Annotated in this window: 17 protein-coding genes and 1 tRNA gene; 5 read left to right on the top strand and 13 right to left on the bottom strand. The window is 71.2% G+C overall.

Annotation, left to right across the window (positions count from 1 at the left end; translation table 11 throughout):
- Positions 1–53: 53 nt before the first annotated feature.
- A complete protein-coding gene (locus tag HZF07_RS17170; protein ID WP_232523064.1) occupies positions 54–1,046 on the bottom strand; it encodes an RNA polymerase subunit sigma-70 in 993 nt (330 codons plus the stop codon).
- A 44-nt stretch (positions 1,047–1,090) separates the two neighbouring features.
- The gene (locus HZF07_RS23520) at positions 1,091–2,242 is read right to left on the bottom strand and encodes an SDR family NAD(P)-dependent oxidoreductase (protein WP_198346414.1); all 1,152 of its coding nucleotides are present in this window, start codon (positions 2,240–2,242) and stop codon (positions 1,091–1,093) included.
- Between the two features lie 673 nt (positions 2,243–2,915).
- On the opposite strand from HZF07_RS23520, the gene HZF07_RS17160 reads away from it, so the two are divergent.
- Complete coding sequence (locus tag HZF07_RS17160; RefSeq protein ID WP_157343316.1) at positions 2,916–3,458, top strand: DUF1697 domain-containing protein; 543 nt, start codon at positions 2,916–2,918, stop codon at positions 3,456–3,458.
- Between the two features lie 62 nt (positions 3,459–3,520).
- Here HZF07_RS17160 and HZF07_RS17155 read toward each other — a convergent pair whose 3' ends face one another.
- A complete protein-coding gene (locus HZF07_RS17155; RefSeq protein ID WP_181645313.1) occupies positions 3,521–3,952 on the bottom strand; it encodes a protein-tyrosine phosphatase family protein in 432 nt (143 codons plus the stop codon).
- A 375-nt stretch (positions 3,953–4,327) separates the two neighbouring features.
- Positions 4,328–4,513 (bottom strand): hypothetical protein, encoded by a 186-nt coding sequence (locus HZF07_RS17150; protein ID WP_157343312.1) that lies wholly within the window; start codon positions 4,511–4,513, stop codon positions 4,328–4,330.
- A 391-nt stretch (positions 4,514–4,904) separates the two neighbouring features.
- On the opposite strand from HZF07_RS17150, the gene HZF07_RS17145 reads away from it, so the two are divergent.
- A complete protein-coding gene (locus HZF07_RS17145) occupies positions 4,905–5,288 on the top strand; it encodes a VOC family protein (RefSeq protein WP_157343311.1) in 384 nt (127 codons plus the stop codon).
- Between the two features lie 476 nt (positions 5,289–5,764).
- Here HZF07_RS17145 and HZF07_RS17140 read toward each other — a convergent pair.
- Positions 5,765–5,840 (bottom strand) — tRNA-Thr (locus HZF07_RS17140).
- Positions 5,841–6,015: 175 nt separating this feature from the next.
- Complete coding sequence (locus tag HZF07_RS17135; protein ID WP_157343309.1) at positions 6,016–6,198, bottom strand: hypothetical protein; 183 nt, start codon at positions 6,196–6,198, stop codon at positions 6,016–6,018.
- A 133-nt stretch (positions 6,199–6,331) separates the two neighbouring features.
- On the opposite strand from HZF07_RS17135, the gene HZF07_RS17130 reads away from it, so the two are divergent.
- Together HZF07_RS17130 and HZF07_RS17125 are read left to right on the top strand one after the other, a co-directional pair.
- Entirely contained in the window at positions 6,332–7,249 is a 918-nt protein-coding gene (locus HZF07_RS17130) for a LysR family transcriptional regulator (protein WP_181645312.1), read from the top strand.
- A 30-nt stretch (positions 7,250–7,279) separates the two neighbouring features.
- Entirely contained in the window at positions 7,280–7,675 is a 396-nt protein-coding gene (locus HZF07_RS17125; protein WP_157343305.1) for a limonene-1,2-epoxide hydrolase family protein, read from the top strand.
- Between the two features lie 137 nt (positions 7,676–7,812).
- On the opposite strand, the gene HZF07_RS17120 is transcribed toward HZF07_RS17125, so the two are convergent.
- The 6 genes from HZF07_RS17120 to HZF07_RS17095 form a co-directional block, all read right to left on the bottom strand.
- On the bottom strand, positions 7,813–10,146 hold the full coding sequence (locus HZF07_RS17120; RefSeq protein WP_157343303.1) for an arylsulfatase: 2,334 nt from the start codon (positions 10,144–10,146) through the stop codon (positions 7,813–7,815).
- Between the two features lie 14 nt (positions 10,147–10,160).
- Complete coding sequence (locus tag HZF07_RS17115) at positions 10,161–11,834, bottom strand: ABC transporter ATP-binding protein (RefSeq protein ID WP_309504810.1); 1,674 nt, start codon at positions 11,832–11,834, stop codon at positions 10,161–10,163.
- Complete coding sequence (locus HZF07_RS17110; protein ID WP_157343301.1) at positions 11,827–12,717, bottom strand: ABC transporter permease; 891 nt, start codon at positions 12,715–12,717, stop codon at positions 11,827–11,829. The genes HZF07_RS17115 and HZF07_RS17110 overlap by 8 nt, the downstream gene beginning before the upstream one ends.
- Positions 12,714–13,673: an ABC transporter permease gene (locus tag HZF07_RS17105; RefSeq protein WP_157343299.1), complete on the bottom strand. Its 960-nt coding sequence runs from the start codon at positions 13,671–13,673 to the stop codon at positions 12,714–12,716. Before HZF07_RS17105 ends, HZF07_RS17110 begins: the two co-directional genes overlap by 4 nt.
- Before the next feature lie 7 nt (positions 13,674–13,680).
- Complete coding sequence (locus HZF07_RS17100; protein WP_181645311.1) at positions 13,681–15,258, bottom strand: ABC transporter substrate-binding protein; 1,578 nt, start codon at positions 15,256–15,258, stop codon at positions 13,681–13,683.
- A 67-nt stretch (positions 15,259–15,325) separates the two neighbouring features.
- The gene (locus tag HZF07_RS17095; RefSeq protein WP_157343297.1) at positions 15,326–16,519 is read right to left on the bottom strand and encodes an ROK family transcriptional regulator; all 1,194 of its coding nucleotides are present in this window, start codon (positions 16,517–16,519) and stop codon (positions 15,326–15,328) included.
- A 206-nt stretch (positions 16,520–16,725) separates the two neighbouring features.
- On the opposite strand from HZF07_RS17095, the gene HZF07_RS17090 reads away from it, so the two are divergent.
- Positions 16,726–17,688, top strand: coding sequence for a TauD/TfdA dioxygenase family protein (locus HZF07_RS17090; RefSeq protein WP_157343295.1), 963 nt, complete (start codon positions 16,726–16,728; stop codon positions 17,686–17,688).
- 492 nt (positions 17,689–18,180) lie between these two features.
- Here HZF07_RS17090 and HZF07_RS17085 read toward each other — a convergent pair whose 3' ends face one another.
- Positions 18,181–18,660 carry an ABC transporter substrate-binding protein gene (locus tag HZF07_RS17085; RefSeq protein WP_157343293.1) on the bottom strand — a complete coding sequence of 160 codons (480 nt, stop codon included), beginning with the start codon at positions 18,658–18,660 and terminating at the stop codon, positions 18,181–18,183.
- Positions 18,661–18,776: the final 116 nt, after the last annotated feature.

The following is an 18,776-nucleotide window of genomic DNA, read 5'->3' as shown; positions in this document are numbered from 1 at the left end:
ACCAGCTCGCGGCCGACCGGAGACGCCGCTTCCGGGCGAGCGGCACGCCGCGGTCAGTCCAGGGTGCGCGGCAGTCCGAGCCGCTCAGCCGTGGTGCTGTCGAAGTGGGTGATCTCGTCGATCCGGGCGCCGCGGGCGTGGATGACGACGACGCCGACCAGGTGCAGACCGCCGGCGACCCGGTCGCGGACGTACTCGCCCCAGCCCGGCTGGCGGTTGGCCCCGACCGGGACCATGCGCTCGATGGTGCGGCGGTGCGGGGCCACCGCCGCGAAGAACTCCCGCGCTGCGGCGGCGCCGTGGTACTCGAACGGCAGCGGCGGCATCCGGACCCAGATGTCGTCGCTCATCAGAGCCACCAGGTCGCCGACCGAGTCGGCGGTGAAGGCGACGACGAACCGCTCGAGCAGCTCCGGGTCGGGGTCGCCCGGCCGCGGTGGTGCGGAACCGGCCACCGCGGCTCGGGCGCGCTTGAGCGCGCCGTTGAGCGAGTCCACGCTCACGTCGAGGAGGTACGCCGCCTCCGCCGCGGGGTAGCCCAGGACGTCCCGCAGGAGCAGCGCCGCCCGCTGGGCGGGTGGCAACAGCTGGAGCGCCCGGACGAACGCCAACGAGATCGACTCCCGAGACTCGTACCGGCTCTCGGGGCCGGGCGCCTGGTCGGGCAGCTCGGCGAGGAGCTCGTCCGGGTAGGGCTGGAGCCACCGGACGGCGTCCTCGCCGGTCGGGCGCGCGGCGGGCGCGGGCTGGTCGGGGGCCCGGCGACGCCGCGCCGAGCGCAGCTGGTTGAGGCACTGGTTGGTGGCGATCCGGTAGAGCCAGGTCCGCACCGACGACCGGCCCTCGAAGCCGGCGAGGGCGAGCCATGCCCTGAGCAGGCTCTCCTGGACCGCGTCCTCGGCGTCCTGGAGCGAGCCGAGCATCCGGTAGCAGTGGGCCTGGAGCTCGGCACGGTGCGGCTCGACGAGGGCGTCGAAGGCGTCCCGGTCCCCGGCGCGCGCCCGCCCCACCAGGTCGACCGGCATCTCCACCCCTTCCTCGCTCATGGACGTACTCACCCCCACTTGCCTCACCATGGTCGCGCACTCCCTCAGAAGGGGAGGCCGCGTCCGGTCTCGAGGTAGTGCCGCAGGCTGCGGCCGGCGACGTGGTCCCAGCCGGCCGAGCAGGCCGCGTAGCACTCGCGGAGCGGGACGAGGCCGCGGTGGGTCAGTGTCACCCTGGTGCCGTCCTCGGCGAGCTCGATCTCGAACACGATCCGGGTCCCGGTCCACGGCTCGGGCTCGTCGACGAAGTCGAGCTCGCTGCTGACCACCTCCCACGCGACCCGCCTCCCCGGCACCAGCTCGGCGACGCGTTGCACGCTGCGGTGGTGCTCGCGGTAGCGGTAGGTGAACTCGGCGTCCAGCGCGTCGGTGGAGCCGGTGATCTCACCGTCCCACCAAGCGCGGGGATCGTTGACCGCCGCATAGACCTCGTCCGCGGGCCGAGCCACCACGAACGCCACGCGGTAGTCCGCCGGTTCGAGCAGCGCGGCGTTCGCGCGCTCGAGCGTCTTGGTCAGGCCCTCCGGCCACGCGGCCGCAAGGGGAGCCGACATCGGATCGGGGAAGATCTCGTCGTCGCCCCGCGCGACGCCGTCGAGGATCGCCGCGGCGACGTCCTCGGGAGCCGCCTTGGGGATCGCGAGCGCGCGCGACATGTCGGTGTCGAGCGGTCCCGACAGGACGAGGTGGACGCGGATCCCGTGACGCGCGAGCAGCGCTCGCTGCGACTGAGCCAGCGACATCGCGGCCGCCTTGGAGATCGAGTACGACGGCATCACCGGCAGGTTGGCGAGCGCGGCGAGCGACCCGACGTTCACCACCCGCCCGCGAGTCTTGGCGAGCATCGGCACGAGGCGGTTGGTGAGCGCCATCGGACCGACCACGTTGACCTGGAGGTGCTCCGCCAGGAGCCGGGTGTCGCTCAGGTCCTCACCGACGCTGCCGACGCCTGCGTTGTTGACGAGTACGTCGAGGGTGGGGACGGACCGGGCCGCGGTCTCGATGGAGTCGGGGTCGGACAGGTCCAGCCGGAGCGGGAGGACGCGGTCGTCCGCGTGCTCCGCCGGCGTGCGGGCGGCGGCGTACACGAACGCCGCCTCGCGGTCGAGCGCCTGCTGCACCAGCGCCTGTCCGAGTCCCCGGTTCGCGCCGGTGATGAGCACCGTGCGCCCTTCGAGCGTGCTGTTGATCGTCATGTTGGCTCCTTCCCGAACCGGTCTGATCGGGTAGAACCCGGCGACGCCCGGAACTGGTCACCCCCGCCGCCGCTCGTCGCGGCGCGCGGGCCATCGTGGTTCTCCTCCGCGCTGGTGCGACGCCGTCCTCCGCCACACAGTCAGTGCGCTTCCAACGGCCGCCAGGTGCCGAGAACCTCTCGAAGCACGACACCTCGATGCGTGACTCCGCCGGTAGCCGTCCGCCGACCTCAGCGAATGCCAAGAAATGCCTGCGCGGCTCCGCCGCACGGAGCCGCCCTCCACGAGTCCGCCAGATGCACACAAGCCGTGCGTCGGCTCAGCGGCGTGGAGTCGACGAAGTCGCCGCCCAGCCACGATCCGAACCCACCCCTCTGCGGGGCGCGGCCGGTTCTGGCTGGGCGGCGACCTCAGATGCTGGCGTCGATCAGGCGGGATCAGAACCCGACGAGGCCCTCCTGGCACTCGATGAGATCAGCGATCTTGGCGACCAGCGTGCGGTCGTGGAGACCGTGCGCCTTGCCCTTGGCCTTCTTCAGGCTGTGCGTAGGACGACCCGCCCTGAGGACATCGGGAGACTTGAGACCTCATGTGGCAGGAGCTGAGATCGGCCTTCTGCGCGCCCTCCGTGTTCACTGTTGCGGGCGTTCCTGGATCGTAGGGAGGCTTGAGCATGGCGATTGAGAGCTATGTCGTGCTGTTGCGCGGCATCAACGTGGGCGGTCGTAACAAGGTGCCGATGGCGGCGCTCCGCGAACACCTGGACCCCGACTTCGCTCGTGTCCGCAGCTACATCCAGACCGGCAACGTGGTGCTCGACTCCGACCTGTCCGCCGCCGAGATCCAGATCCACATCCAACACAGCCTGCCGAAGCGGTTCGAGCTGGATCTCGAACCCATCCGGGTCCTGGTCCTCGACTCCCATGCCTACCGCTCCGTCCTGGCCGAGGCACCGGCAGGGTTCGGCGCTCAGCCCGAGACGTATCGCTACGACGTGGGTTTCTACATGGGCGTCTCCGCAGCCGAGGTCGAGCAGCACATCGTGACCAACCCCGAGGTTGATGCGGTGCACTGTGGTGAGCGCGCCTTCTATCACCGGCGGGTGACTGCTCTCGCCTCCCGGAGCCGCGTCTCCAAGATCATCGGCACACCCGTCTACGCGTCCCTCACGATCCGCAACTGGAAGACGACCGAGGCGCTCGGCCGGATGCTCTAGGGATCTCCGCGATCCCATCGCACCCGTGCCGCCGGACGCAGGCCCGGAGATGCGACCGGACGTCACGGCTTGCTGAACCGGGACACGTAGCGCTTCTGCCACGGTGTCTCGACCGCTCCGCGGTGGTAGTGGCGACGCACGAAGGCCACGGCTGTGTGCGCCGGCACGCCGTCGACAACCGCCAGACAGGCGAGCGCGGTGCCCGTGCGACCCCGTCCGCCAGGGCACGCGACCCCGACGCGCTCATCGGCCGACCGACGCCACAGCTCGAGGAGCGCTTGTCGCGCCGCCTCGGGATCGGTCGGCGTCCGGAAGTCGCGCCAGTGGATCCATTGCGACGGCCAAGGAACCGCAGGCGCCTCTGATGACAGGTACAACCCGAAGTCCGGGTCTGCTGCGCAGGGAACGGTCGTGCGCAGGGCGCGGCCCCGGACCGAACGCCCGGTCGGCAGCACCAGGACACCCGCCTCCTCCGGCGCCCATCCCACTGCCACGGTCCGACTGTACGCAGCACGTTCCGATGCGGACATCCGCCTGTCCGACGCACGGTCCCGCTGCGCCCGGAAGCCCGCGAGCAAGGTCCGGACGAGCCAGCGCCCCCGGCCGAGATCCCGCTAACAACGCCCGGGTGTCCACAGATTCACCCGTCCGCCCGGAAGTCCTCCCGACGCTCGCCGCGGACCGCTAGCAGAACGCGGCACACGTCGTGGCTGCCGCGCGGGCCGCCTTCCAGCCTCCGGTCCGGCCCCAGACCCGCCGAACCCAGCGCTCGCGGTCGAGGAGCTTCAGCGCGCAGTCATGCTCGAGAGGTTCGATGGCGGTCGACGAGCTCGAGTTCTCTGATCGCGTCCTACCCGGCGGAAGGCTGGCTAGCGGTTCCCCCGATTGACTGCGGCGACATGGACGACCATGCCCACCAATACGACAACCGCCCCGGCGATCATCAACACCAGAGACGAGACGTCCCACGTGTCCCAGGTCGTGGGCGTGTCGCCGGCATCAATCAGCATCATTCCAGCGGTGATGCTCAGAAGACCGAGAATGACGAGCCCCACCGCAGCCTCCTCGGACGCGTCGGTCGCTTCGTTAATCCTCTTCCTAGACAAAGACAACACAACGGAGCAAGAAGAGCATCACCAATACTCGCGGGACGAGGTGATCGAGCACGGGTTTCTGCCCGCGCCCTACCCGGCGGAAGGCAGCGCCCTACGCACTCGCGTGCTCGGGTGAGGAGGGGCGTCACACCGCCGCGACTGCGGCCAGTGTCCGTACCGCGGCGCCGGGCCTCTCGGGTGGCTCGAGACATGCCCCAGGTCGCGGGCCGTCCAGGTGGCGTCTTGCCGTCCCTCGCCCCGTCGATTGACGCAACGCGGCGAGGGAGTTTTGGGTGCAGACTGGCGTGAAGCCGGCGCGCAAGCCACGACCAGCAGTCGCGGGAGGACCCTGATGAGTGTCGAGCTGAACCACACCATCGTGCACGTGAAGAACCGATGGGACGCGGCCCGCGATGTCGGCGGGGTGCTCGGCTTGCCGGAGGCAAGCGCCTACGGACCGTTCGTGGAGCTCAAGCTCGACAACGCGGTGAGCCTGGACTTCATGGATACCGAGGGCGAAATCCATGGTCAGCACTACGCCTTCCTCGTCAGTGAACAGGAGTTCGACCTCATCCTCGGTCGCTTGCGGCACGACGGTCGGCAGTGGTGGGCAGACCCGTTCAAGAGACACCCAAACGAGGTGAACCACGAAGACGGAGGTCGGGGGCTCTACTGGGAAGGCCCCGACGGGCACTGGCTGGAGATCATCACCCGCCCCTACGGCAGCGGCGACTGAGCCGCACCACGTCACGACCCGATAGCGCGTGCGACGGCCGAGTCGCGGCGCGCCTCACTCCGCTGCGGACTTCGGCCGATCGTCCTACCGCCACGCTGTACGCGCGGATCCGATGAGCGACGCTGGTCGCCCTGCGCCCAACGAGTTGAGTCTCGACTCTCGTAGCTCCGCGACTCCGTCGTGAGGACGGTGGCACATTCGACGGATAGCGTCCCTCGCCCGTCGACGCTAGGCGCGAGCGTGAGTCGGGCTGCGGTTCCTGCGTCCAGCCCGACGGAGTTCGCGGAATCTTGTACACCGAGATCACCGCAGTCGAGCCGGGCTACATGCTGACCACGAAGACGATCGCAACTGACGCCTTCGAGCAGACCGGCGCGGACGAACCGGTTTCGCGTGGGTTTCCCGTGGGCTTGGATCGATCCCCCGGTACGACGATGGCCCCCGGCCTGCATCGCTGCAGGCCAGGGGCCATCTGGTGGAGCCGCCTGTCGGAATCGAACCGACGACCTAATCATTACGAGTGATTCGCTCTACCGACTGAGCTAAGGCGGCGGGCAACCCCCGGAAGTATAGGGAGCCGACGGCCCGGCCGCGAAAACGGGGGCCACCCCCGCGGCAGGGCCGAAAATGCGAGCTGCCCGGACCGCACCGGGTCCGGGCAGATCGAGCCCAGCCGTACGACGAACGCGACTACGTCGCCCGGCTGGAAGCTGGAGGCGGGGAAGCCTCAGGCGGCCAGCGTGACCTTGGAGGCCGAGACGGCACGCTTGCCGGTGAGGACGGACTGCTCCGCGCCGCACCAGCAGGTGAAGGAGACCTTGATGCCGTGGTCCGTGTTCGCCATGTCGGTGACCTGGCTCGGGAAGATGAGCTGGCGCTTCTCGCACGCGGTGCACGTGTGGTCGAACATGGTGGACCTCCCTCTCGCTGACCTGGACATCTGCTTGCCCAGATGTCCTCGACACCTATCCTTCAACAGGTGTAGACATAGGGGTAGCCTTTCTTTCCTTCAGGAACCAAAGGCATCGCCTATGGTTGTGAGCGTGCTCTCACTCCACCAGCTGACCTGCTTCCTCGCGACCTACGAGCACGGCTCGCTCACGGCGGCGGCCGAGGAGCTCGGCTACTCGCAGCCGTCGGTCTCGGAGCAGATCCGCACGCTCGAGAAGAGCCTCGGCGTCCAGCTCTTCCGCCGGGTCGGCCGCGGCGTCGTCCCCACCACGGTGGCCGACACCCTGCGCCCGCACGCCGAGCAGGTGCTGGCCGCGGTCGACGAGGCGCAGCAGTCGGTGCAGGAGGTGAAGAACTTCGAGAAGGGCACGATCCGCTTCGGCATGTTCGGCATCGCCCGCCTGTACGGCGGCTCGCGGCTGATCGCCGACGTGCTCACCCGCTACCCCGGCGTCCGGGTCGAGCTCATCGGGCAGAACTCGACCGAGGTCTTCGAGGACCTGCGCCGCGGTCGGCTCGAGGCGGCGATGCTCGCGGTCTCGACGGTCGAGAGCGAGGGCATGACGGTCACCCCGGTCGCCCGCGAGGAGCTCGTCTACATCAGCGCCGATCCGGACCGGACGGCGTCGCCCGTCACCGCGCACCGACTCTCGACCGCGTCCCTGGTGATGGCGGAGACGACGTACCGGGCCGTCGACTCCACGCGCATCACGCTGCGTCAGATGCTGCACGAGACCGGGCGCAACCCACCGAGCCGGATCGAGGTCGAGGACATCGAGACCGCGGTCGAGCTGGTGGGGATGGGGTTCGCCGACTCGGTCGTCCCCAAGGGCGCCGCCCAGCAGCTGCTCCCCCGGCTGGCGCCGAACGCGAGCTGGGCATCGCTGCGACCGCGGGTCTACGACACCTTCGCGGTCGTGCACCGCAGCGGCGCGATCCTCTCCCCGGCCGCCCGGTTGATGATCGAGCTGGCCACGAAGCGGATCCAGGCGATCGCCGAACCCCTCTGATTCCGCGCCCGGCGTGCCTAGGGTGGAGGCATGAGCACACCGGAGACCGTGGTCCGCGACCTGCTGGACAAGCTCGCCGCCGGCGACGTCGACGCCGCGATCGAGCTCCTCGACGCCGACGTGGTGTGGCGCAACACCTACCTGCCCACGTTCCGCGGGCCGCAGGTCGCCCAGCAGCTGCGCGGGATGGTCGATCGCGGCATCGGGTTCGAGGTCGTCCACCACCACATCGCGGCCACGGGGGACGTCGTCCTCACCGACCGCACCGACGTGCTCACGTTCGGCCGGTGGCGCAGCGAGTTCTGGGTGCGCGGCACCTTCGAGGTCCGCGACGGCAAGGTCGTGCTCTGGGACGACGCCTTCAGCTGGGCCGACGTGCTCGGCTCCGGCCTCACGGGTCTGGTGAAGGGCCTCCTGCCGGGCTGAGACCGCCCTCGCCCTCCTGGAGCGCGAGTCGGCGCGTCTTGCTCGCCTACGGGGCGCGAGTCGGCGCGTCTTGCCCGTACGGCGTACAAGATGCGCCGAGTCGGCGCTCCTGGGTGGGCAAGACGCGCCGAGTCGGGCTAGTGGGTGACCAGGGTGGCCTTGAGGAGCTGCTCGTCCGTCGGGGTGAGAGCGTCGTCGCCGGCCTCGATGACGACCTCGCGGATGCGGCCGGTGAACGCGAAGCCCCGGGCGGCGCGGCCGTAGTCCGACGTCACCGGCGTGCCGCGGTCGAGGCCGACGTCGAGGGTCTGGTCCATCGAGTAGAAGAACGGCAGCGTGCGCTCGACCCGACCCGCGCCGACCTTCTCGCCGTCGACGACCAGCCGGACGTCGCCGCCGCGGCCGAGGCCACCGCCGTCGTAGGTGAACAGCACCTCGACGACGTGGTCACCGGCCGCCAGCGGAGTGCCGGCCCGGACGTGGGTGACGGTGACCGCGCCGAAGTTGTAGGCGTAGGTGAGCAGACCGTCCTTGACGTAGAGCGCCCAGCCGCCGAAGCCACCGCCCTGCGCGACCACGACCCCCTCGGTCGACGCGTCCGACGACAGCGCCGCACGGATCGCGAACGACGTGTTCTTCAGGCTGGGTACGGCGTCCTCGCGCAGCCGACCCGCGCCCGGCAGCAGGCGGATCGAGCGGGGCGGCGCCGGCCGCCCGGCCGTCCGGGCGTCGAAGCGGCCGGAGAGCTGGTCGTCCATCGGCAGCACGTGGTTGCGGCGCGCCTCGGCCAGGAACAGCTCCTGCAGCTCGGCCAGCCGCTCGGGGTGGGTCTCGGCGAGGTCGATCGTCTGCGTCCAGTCCGACCGGGTGTCGTAGAGCTCCCAGCGGTCCTCCGCCATCGGCGGGGTGTCGCGCTGCGCGGTCGCCCACGGCGTCTTGTGCTTGGCGACCGCGGTCCAGCCGTGGTGGTAGATGCCGCGGTTGCCGAACATCTCGAAGTACTGCGTGACGTGCCGCTCCGGCGCTCCTGCGTCGTTGAAGGAGTACCGGAACGACACGCCGTCGAGGGGCTGCTGCTCCACGCCGTCGATGCTCACCGGCAGCGGCAGGCCGGCGGCCTCGAGCAGCGTCGGCAGCACGTCGACGACGTGGTGCCACTGGTGCCGCACCTCGCCGCGCCCGGCGATGCCGTCGGGCCAGTGCACGACCAGGCCGTTGCGGGTGCCGCCGTAGTGGGAGGCGACCTGCTTGGTCCACTGGTACGGCGTGTCCATCGCCACCGCCCAGCCGGCCGGGTAGTGCGCGTAGCTGTCCGGCGTGCCGAGCTCGTCGAGGCGGCACGCGATCCGGGCGGTGTCGTCCTCGATGCCGTTGAGCCGCAGCGTCTCGTTGAGGGTGCCCTCGATCCCGCCCTCGGCCGAGGCCCCGTTGTCGCCCAGGACGTAGAGCACGATCGTGTTGTCGAGCTCGCCGGACGCGCGCAGCGCCTCGACCAGCCGGCCGACCTGCGCGTCGGTGTGCTCGGCGAACGCGGCGTAGAGCTCCATCAGGCGCTCGGCCACCAGGCGGTCGTCGTCGGAGAGCTCGTCCCAGTGGGGTACGCCGGGCGTCCACGGCGCGAGCTGTGCCTCCGGCGGGACGACGCCGATCTCCTTCTGCCGCTCGAGGGTGATCTCGCGCTGGCGGTCCCAGCCGTGCGCGAACTCGCCGCGGTACCTCTCGGCCCAGCCCTCGGGCACCTGGAAGGGGGCGTGCGTGGCGCCGAACGGCAGGTAGCAGAACCACGGCTTGTCCGGCGCGTGGGTGCGCACCTCGCGCACCCACGCGATCGCCCGGTCGACCAGGTCCTCGGAGAGGTGGTAGCCCTCCTCGGGGGTGCGCGGCGGGTCGACGAACGTGGTGCCCTCGACCAGCGTCGGCTCGAACTGCGACGCCTCGCCCCCGAGGAAGCCGTAGAAGCGGTCGAAGCCCTCGCGGGTCGGCCAGCGGTCGAACGGGCCCGCCGCTGTCTGCTCCCAGGACGGGGTCTGGTGCCACTTGCCGAAGGCGCCGGTCGCGTAGCCGTTGTAGGACAGCGTCTGCGCGAGCGTCCCGGCGCTGAGCGGCCGGGTCGCGTCGTAGCCCGGCCGGCCGGTCGAGATCTCCACGACCGTCCCCATGCCGACGGCGTGGTGGTTGCGGCCGGTCATCAGCGCGGCCCGGGTCGGGGAGCACAGCGCGGTGGTGTGGAAGCGGCTGTAGCGCAGGCCGTTGTCGGCGAGCGCCTCGGCGACCGGCATCCGGCACGGGCCGCCGAAGGCCGACGAGGCGCCGAAGCCCATGTCGTCGAGCAGCACGAGCAGCACGTTGGGCGCGCCCTCGGGCGCCTGCGCGAGCGGGCGGGCCGGCAGGGCGGCGTCCTGGTCGCGGACGTCGACGGCCGGGTCGTACGACGGGCGCGCGCCGTCGAAGGGCAGGTGGGTGCGGTCCATGGGGTTCTCCTGGTTCAGGACGCGGCGACGTGCGGGTGCAGGGCCGGGCCGGTGGCGTCGCGGACGGTGGGGTCGGGGACGGGGACGGCGTCGAGCAGCCGCCGGGTGTAGTCGTGCGCGGGCTCGCCGAAGACCCGGGCGGCCGACCCCGACTCGACGACCTTGCCGGCACGCAGCACGGCGACCTGGTCGGCGACCTTGTTGACCACGGCCAGGTCGTGGCTGATGAACACGCAGGCGAAGCCGAGCCGGCGCTGGAGGTCGGCGAAGAGCTCGAGCACCTCGGCCTGCACCGACACGTCGAGCGCGCTGGTCGGCTCGTCGGCGATCAGCAGCTGCGGCTCGAGGGTCAGCGCCCGGGCCAGCGCCACCCGCTGCCGCTGGCCGCCGGACAGCTCGCGGGGGCGCCGGCCCGCGAACGAGGCCGGCAGGCGCACGGCGTCCAGCAGCTCGAGCACTCGCTGCTCGCGGGACTGGCGGCTGCCGACGCCGTGCACGTCCAGCGGCTCCCGGATCGCCTCACCGATCGAGAAGCGCGGGTCGAGCGACGCCTCGGGGTCCTGGTGGACGAAGGCCAGTCGACGGCGCAGGTCGACGCGGCGACGGCCCCGGGCGGCGGCGAGGTCCTCGCCGCCGACCCGGACCCGCCCACCGGCGAGTGGGACCAGACCGGCCGCGAGACGGCCGAGCGTGGTCTTGCCGGACCCGGACTCCCCCACCAGTCCGAGCACCTCGCCCCGCTCGAGGCGGAGGGTGACCCCGTCGACGGCGGGCAGCACGCGCCCGCGCATCCGGGAGCCGTAGTGGACCCGCACGTCGTCGTACTCCAGCGCGGGGACGGCGTCGGGCGCGGGCTCCGCCGGCAGGGCCTGCACGAGCTCGCCCGGTCCCGGCAGTCGGGGGACGGCCGCCAGCAGCTGGCGCGTGTAGGCGTGCCGCGGGGCGGCGAAGAGCTCGCGGGTCTCGGCCTCCTCGACCACCTCGCCCTGCCGGAGCACGACGACCCGGTCGGCGAGGTGGGCGACCACGCCCATGTTGTGGGTGATGATCAGGATGCTGGTGCCGGTGCGGTCCCGGATCCGCCGGAGCAGCGCGAGGATCTCGGCCTGCACGGTGACGTCGAGCGCGGTCGTCGGCTCGTCCGCGAGCAGCAGCTCGGGCTCGTTGGCGAGCGCCAGGGCGAGCACGACGCGCTGCTTCTGGCCGCCGGAGAGCTGGTGGGGGTAGAAGCCGAGCCGCTCCTCGGGGTCGGGGATCTCGACCTGGCGGAGCAGCTCGACCGCGCGCTCGCGGGCGGCCCGGCCGCGCGACCCGCCGTGGGCGCGCAGGGCCTCGCCGATCTGCCAGCCGATGGTGCGGACCGGGTTGAGCGCGGTCTGCGGCTCCTGGAAGACCATGGCCACGCGGCGACCGCGGACCTTGACGAGCTCGGCCTCGGGCAGCCCGAGCACCTCCTCGCCGCGCAGCCGCACCGAGCCGGTGGCCACCGCGCCGTCGGGGAGCAGGCCGATGACCGCCCGAGCGGTCATCGACTTGCCCGACCCGGACTCGCCGACCAGGGCGACAACCTCCCCCTGGTCGACGGTCACGCTGACCGACCGGACGGCCGGGCGGGGATGGGAGAACGAGATCGCGAGGTCGCGGACCTCGAGCACCGGTGTGGACACAGACACCTCCAGGTCAGGCACGGCGGGCCTCCGCGAGTGCCTGGGACACGAGCAGCAGGCCGAGGACGAGCGCGACGACGAGCGCGAGCGGCCCGACGGCGAAGTACGGCGCGTCGTACATGTTCCGCACGCCGTCGCGGATCAGGGAGCCGAGCGACGGCGCGGGCGGCCGGACACCGAGTCCGAGGAAGCTCATCGCGCCCTCGATGAACACGGCGACCGACATCGAGACCGCGAGTTGCACGAGCAGCGGCTCCATCGAGTTCGGCAGCACGTGCCGCCGCAGCTGCCACCACGACCCGGCGCCGACGACGTGGGCCGCCTCGACGTACGGCATCTCGCGGACCGTGCGCACCGAGGTCCGGGTCAGGCGGCCGAAGACCGGCAGCTCCACGGCCAGGATCACGAAGAAGACCGTGCGCAGGCCGGGACCGACGAACGCGGTGAGCGCGATCGCCAGGATCAGCGTCGGGAAGGCCAGCACCAGGTCGAAGACCCGCTGGGCGACGACGTCGGTGAAGGTCCACCAGCTCGAGACCAGACCGACCAGGATGCCGATGGCGGCGCCGATCGGGACCGCCAGGAACACGACGACGAGGTCGGTCCGGATGCCGAAGAGGGTGCGGGAGAGGAGGTCGCGGTTGACCTCGTCGGTGCCCAGCCAGTGGGCGCCGGAGGGTCCCACGAGGTTGGCCCCGGGGATCTGCTCGGTCGGACTGTGCGGCGCGAGCAGCGGAGCCAGCAGGCCGAGGGCGACGACAGCGCCGACCAGGAGCACGCCGGCCAGCCCCTTGCCGCGGCGCAGCGCCGACCAGATGCTCGGCCGACGGCGCTGGTCGAACTGCTCGTCGGGCTGCGGCGCCGCGTGCTCGGGCGCCGCGACGTCGATGAGGGACTCGCTCATGCCGCACCTCCGATGCGCACCCGCGGGTCCAGCCACGCGTGGACGACGTCGGTGAGCAGCTGCACGGCGACGAACACCGCGACGGACAGGAGCAGCAGCACCTGCACCAGCGGGTAGTCGCGTCCCGAGATCGCCTCCTCGATCAGGCCGCCCAGGCCCGGCCAGGTGAAGATCGCCTCCACCAGCACCGCACCGCCGAGCAGCGTGCCGAACTGGATGCCCAGCACCGTGATCGTCGAGGGCAGCGCGTTGCGCAGGGCCTGGGTGAGCACGATCCGGCGGCGCGAGATGCCGAGCGCGCGGGCGGTGGTGACGTAGGGCTGACGCATCTCGGTGCGCAGGGCCTCGGTGAGGAAGCGGGTCAGCGCAGCGCCGGCGCCCAGCGCCAGGCAGACGGCGGGCAGCAGCAGGTACTGCGCCGCGATGTCCGGCCGGGCGATGAAGCCGTCGGGCGGTGTGCCGCCCGCCGGCAGCACCGGGAAGACCACCGCGAAGAGCAGGATCAGCACCAGCCCGGTGACGAACGTCGGAAGCGCGATCGCGAGCGTGTTGCCGAAGGACAGCGCCGCGTTGACCCACCGCTTGTCGAGCACCACGGCGAGCACGCTGGAGACCAGCGCCACGGCCACGGCCAGCAGCAGCGCCGCGATCGTCAGCACGATCGTGTTGACCGCCCCGTCGGCGACCAGGTCGGAGACCTGGCCACCGATCCGGTACGACGTGCCGAGGTCGAGGTGGGCGAGCTGGCCCAGCCAGGTGACGTACTGCGTCACCAGTGGCTGGTCCAGCCCGAGCTCGGCGGCGATCTCGGCCCGCGCCTCGGGCGAGGCGTCCGGTCCGGCCAGGGTCGCGACCGGGTCCCCCGGCACCAGCCGCACCATGGCGAAGATCGCGAACGACGCGACCGCCAGGACGACCAGTGCCGACGGGAGCCGGCGCAGCAGGTACGCACCCATGTCGGCCTCAGTCCGCGAGGTAGGTGGCTCGGAAGTCGAGCTCGCCACGCTTCGACATCGTGAAGTCCTGCACGTCGGGGGTCGAGGCGACCTGGAAGTGCAGCAGTGCGAGCTCGATGAGGAAGAGGTTGTCGAGCAGGTCCTTGTTGAGGGCCTGGTAGTTCTCGATCGCCTCGGGCGAGTCACCGCTCGGAGCCCCCCAGGCGGCCTCGGCGTGCCTCTTGTACTCCGCCGACTCGAAGTGCGAGGCGTTCTTGTCCGCGTTGAACGGGTAGGCGCTGACGGCCAGCGTCGACGGCGTGTAGTGCGCGTAGGCGTGCTGGAGGATCCAGAGGCCGCCCATGGTCCCGCCGATCAGCTGCTTGATGAACTGGCTGTACTCCGTCGGCTGGAGCTCGGTCTTGATGCCGACCGCCTCCAGGTTGGCCTGGACGATCTGCGCGACCTGCTCGTAGTTGGCGTTGCCCGCCGGGTAGGCCAGCGGCAGCGTGGGCAGGTCGCCGAGCTTCGTCACGATGCCCTTCGCCTGGTCGGGGTCGTAGGGGTAGGTCTCGTTGCCCGCCGCGTCGTACGCCGGGGAGTAGTCGGGCCACGGCAGGTTGATCGGGGTGCCGACACCACGGAAGACCTCGTCGACGATCCGCTCCCGGTCGACGGCGTACGCGATCGCCTTGCGCAGCTCGAGGTCGTCGAGGTTGGGATTGGTCAGGTCGGCGCCGACGTAGATCTGCTGGGCGGCGCCGTCGAAGCCGGTGACGCTGAACTTGCTGTCCTTGCCGAGCGTCTCCAGGTCGCGGTTGGACGCGCCGGTGATCAGGTCGAGCTGGCCGGAGCGGAGCTGGGAGACCTGCGCCTGCGGGTCGGAGACGATGTCGACCTCGATGCCGTCGAGGTGCGGCTCGTCGCCCCAGTAGTCGTCGTTGCGGGTGAACTCCAGCTTGGAGCTGGGCGTCCAGGACTCAAAGACGAAGGGGCCGGTGCCGACGTAGGCCTTGCCCTGCTTGAGCTCGTCGATGCTCTCGCTGTCGATGATCGGCAGCATGTCGAGGAGGTCGAAGACGTTGCTCAGCGGGTGGTCGAAGGTCAGCGTGATCGCGTGCGGGTCGGTGGTGTCGAACCCGGTGATCGCCGCGGCCGTGCGCTGGAGTTGGACGGTCCAGGTCGGGTCGGCCCAGGTCTTGATGCTGAACTCGACGTCCTTGCTGGTGAAGTCCCGCCCGCTGTGGAACTTCACGTCGTCGCGCAGCTGGAGGGTCAGCGAGAGGCCGTCGTCAGCCTGCTCCCACGACGTCGCCAGCCGGGGCTGGGGCTCGAGGCTGTCGAGCGGGTAGTCGATCAGGCTGTCGTAGACCGCGCCGATCAGGGTGTTGGTGGCGTCGGAGGAGTTCGTGAAGATCGTCGCCGGCACGATGTCGGAGGTCGACCCGATGCGCAGCAGGCCGCCGTCGCTCGGGCCCGACTCCGAGCCGCCCCTGTGCGCCTCGCCGACGGCCGACGAGCACGCGGTCAGCACGCCGAGGGTCAGGGCGCCGGCGACCGCGAGGGCCAGGCTGCGGGTGATGGTGAGACGGGAGGATGCGCGCACGGAGGCGTCCTTTCGCAGGGGTGGGTGCTTCTCGGGAGGGTGGAGCGGGAGCGGGAGCGGGAGCGGGTCAGGCGATCACGTGCTCGGGGCACGGCAGGGCGCCCCGACATCGCTCGCCCTTCGGGGCGAGGTGGGCCACGGCCGCGAGCGGGTCGTCGTAGACCGGCCCGAGCGCGATCGTCCCGGCGGCGACGGCCTGGATGCCGGCGCCGAACCGGGTGAAGCTCGGCGTGAGGTCGGGCAGGCGGGTGGTCTCGGCGAAGGACGCCACCACCTCGTCGAGCAGGGGGGGGTAGCCCGTGAACGCCTGGCCGACGAGGATCAGCCGGTCGGGGTTGACCATGTCGCGTACGGTCGCCGCGATCCGGCCGAGCAGCCGGGCGCGGCGCCGCAGCAGCGCGACCGCCTGCACCGAGCCGGCCCCGGCGGCCTGGTAGAGGTCCTCGATCTCCGGCCGCTGGACGAGACCGGCGGCGTACGCCTCCTGCGCGAGCACCTGGTCGCCGGCGCTCGCCGACAGGCAGCCGGCGTGGCCGCAGTGGCAGGGCACGTCGGTGCCCGCCGGGAAGTGGGTGAGGCTCGCGACCCGGGAGACCTCGGTGTGGGAGCCGCGGTCCACCGCCATCACGAAGCCGGCGGAGTTGCGGGCGTAGAGGTAGGTCGTGACGCCCCCGGTGCCGTGCCGGCGGTGGATGAACTCCGCCGCGGCGACGGCCGCGATGTGGTCGGCGGTCACGACGTCGAGGCCGAGCACATCCTGGAGCGCGGCTCCGGTCTCGTGCTGGTCGATGCCGAGGTCGCGCCACGGCGCGACCAGGCCCGCCCCGAGCGGCACCCGGCCCGGTGACTCGCCGAGCAGCCGTGCGGCCAGCCGGCCGAGCAGGTCCAGGTCGACGGGCGCACCCTGGCGGTGCGGACGCGACTCGCTCACGAGCACACGACCGGCGAGGTCGCAGAGGGCGACGGTGGTCTCGAGCACGCCCTGGTGGACGGCGACCACGACGTAGGACGTCGGATCGATCTCCACCGGTGCGCCCGGTCGGCCGACCGCGCCGGCCGGGGCCAGGTCACGCCGCTCGCGGACCATGCCGGCGGAGCCGAGCGACGTCACGGCGCGGGCGATCGTGGCGCCGCTGAGCCCCGTCGCCTGCACGAGCTGCTCGCGGGCGAGGGGGCCGGCGCCGCGCAGCTCCTCGAGCACGCGCGCGGCCGCCGGGGCGAGCTTGCCGCGCGAGACCACGACCATCGGTGAGCGCTGCACCCGGACCTCCCTCCGTCGCCGTTCCAAAGTCGAGTGACTTGATTGACTATAGGGATTGATACTCGATCCGAGACGCCGTCTCAACGCCCGACACGGGGTTTGCGTCGCCGCGAGAGAAACCCTTGGCGGGGGCGGTCCGGCTCCGGACAGTGGCGAGAGATCACTCAGACGTGAGCTCAGACCTCAGTGGAGAAAGGGATTCCCCCATGACCATCAGCCTCGACCGCGAGACCAGCTCCGCCGCCGGGACCGCCGCGACCGGCGTCACCGTCAGCAAGATCGGCGGCCGGATCGGCGCCCGGATCGACGGCGTCCGCCTCTCCGGCGACCTCTCGCCGGAGACCGTCGCCACGATCCGCGCGGCCATCCTCGAGCACAAGGTCGTGTTCTTCCGCGGCCAGAACCACCTCGACGACGAGGCCCAGATCGCGTTCGCGGAGCTCCTCGGCCCGCTGACCACTGCCCACCCCACGGTGAACACCGGCAGCGCCCGGGTGCTGGCGCTCGCCGCCAACAAGGGCATGGCCGCCAACTCGTGGCACACCGACGTCACGTTCGTCGACCGGATCCCGGCGTTCAGCGTGCTGCGCGGGGTCGCCATCCCGGCCTACGGCGGCACCACCAACTGGGCCAACACCGTCACGGCGTACGAGACGCTCCCCGACGCGCTCAAGGCGCTCGTCGACAACCTCTGGGCGACCCACACCAACGACTACGACTACGCCGCGCAGTCGGAGAAGGCCGAGATCGAGCACGACCAGGACAACGTGTTCACCCGCCGCGAGTTCACCCGGATCCTCTTCCAGACCGAGCACCCCGTCGTGCGTGTGCACCCGGAGACCGGCGAGCGGTCGCTCGTGCTCGGTCACTTCGTGAAGAGCTTCGTCGGCCTCAACACCGCCGAGTCGCACGCGCTCTTCCAGCTGCTGCAGGCGCGCGTCACGAAGCTCGAGAACACGGTCCGGTGGACCTGGGCGGAGGGCGACGTGGCGATCTGGGACAACCGCGCCACCCAGCACTACGCGGTCGCGGACTTCGACGAGCAGTACCGCGAGGTCCGGCGCATCACCGTGGCCGGCGACGTGCCGGTGAGCATCGCCGGCGAGCACAGCCGGGTCGTCCAGGGCGACGCCACGGCGTTCTCCAGCCTGGACGAGCTCATCTCCTGAGCTCCCCCGAACCGAGGCCCCGGGGACCGCACCCTCCCCGGGGCCTCGTCATGCCCGGGACGGGTGTGTGGACCACGTCAGGATCGCGGTCAGGATCGCGGCCAGAATCGCGCGTTTCGGCGCCACGGACGGAGGGGAGTGTGCCGGTCATGGACGGACAGACCTCGATCGTGATGGTCCCGATGGACCTGCTGCGCAACCTCGACTGGCACCCCGGCGCCGACGGCTGCTGGCACCCCGGAGACCAGACCGGCAGCTGAGGCCCGGGACCAGAGTCCCGGGGCGGTCAGCGGTAGGTGACGGCTCCGCAGCCGGAGCAGACGAGCTCCTCCAGCACCAGGGAGTCCTCGTAGGTGACGCCCTGCAGGCTCCAGCTGTGCGCGTGCGCAGCGGCGTCGATGCTCATCACGGCCATGGTGCTGCCTCTCTGCCCAAACGGCTGTCCCCGCAGCGGGGGTACCCGGCAGGGAGGCAGCACCAAACCTGGTGCGGTCAGACTCCCAGGCGCAGCAGGCCGAGGATCTGGTTGAGCAGGTCGCTCAGCTGACCGAGCACACCGCCGAGCAGACCGCCGAGCGGGCCGCCGTCGAGCAGCCCGGTGATCGAGCAGAGCAGGTTGCCGAGCAGGTTGCCGGCGCCGGACTCAGCGACGATGTTGAGGACGACCCGGTCCAGGTGCACCTTCAGACCGAGCAGATCCAGGTCCAGCGGGCCGAGCACCAGGTTGAGGATGTCGCAGGTCGCCCGCTGTGTGGCCGCGGTCCGCCCCGCTGCCGGAGCGCCAGCGATCGAGGCGACCTTCATGGTCTTCATGGTGGCGAACGTCGTGCGGTCGCCGTTCTTCTCGTGCACGACCCCCTGCACGAGACCACGCACGCGGAGGGACCCGTTGCGGTCGATGAACTTCAAGGGCACGAACGAGCCGGTGACCTTCTGGCCCTTGCTCGTGGTGCCGACGATGCGTGACTTCAACTCGCCGGCCTTGGTCTGAGCGACGGAACGCTCGGCGGCTCCGGAACGGGCTCCCTCCCCGATGGCTGGTGCGGACTGCAACGAGACAAGGCTCATCGCCAGTACGGTCGCGAGCG

The organism is Nocardioides agri, from assembly GCF_013778305.1.
GTDB lineage: Bacteria > Actinomycetota > Actinomycetes > Propionibacteriales > Nocardioidaceae > Nocardioides > Nocardioides agri.
Note: the sequence above shows the minus strand (reverse complement) of the source record. Positions and strands in the feature narration are given on the sequence as shown.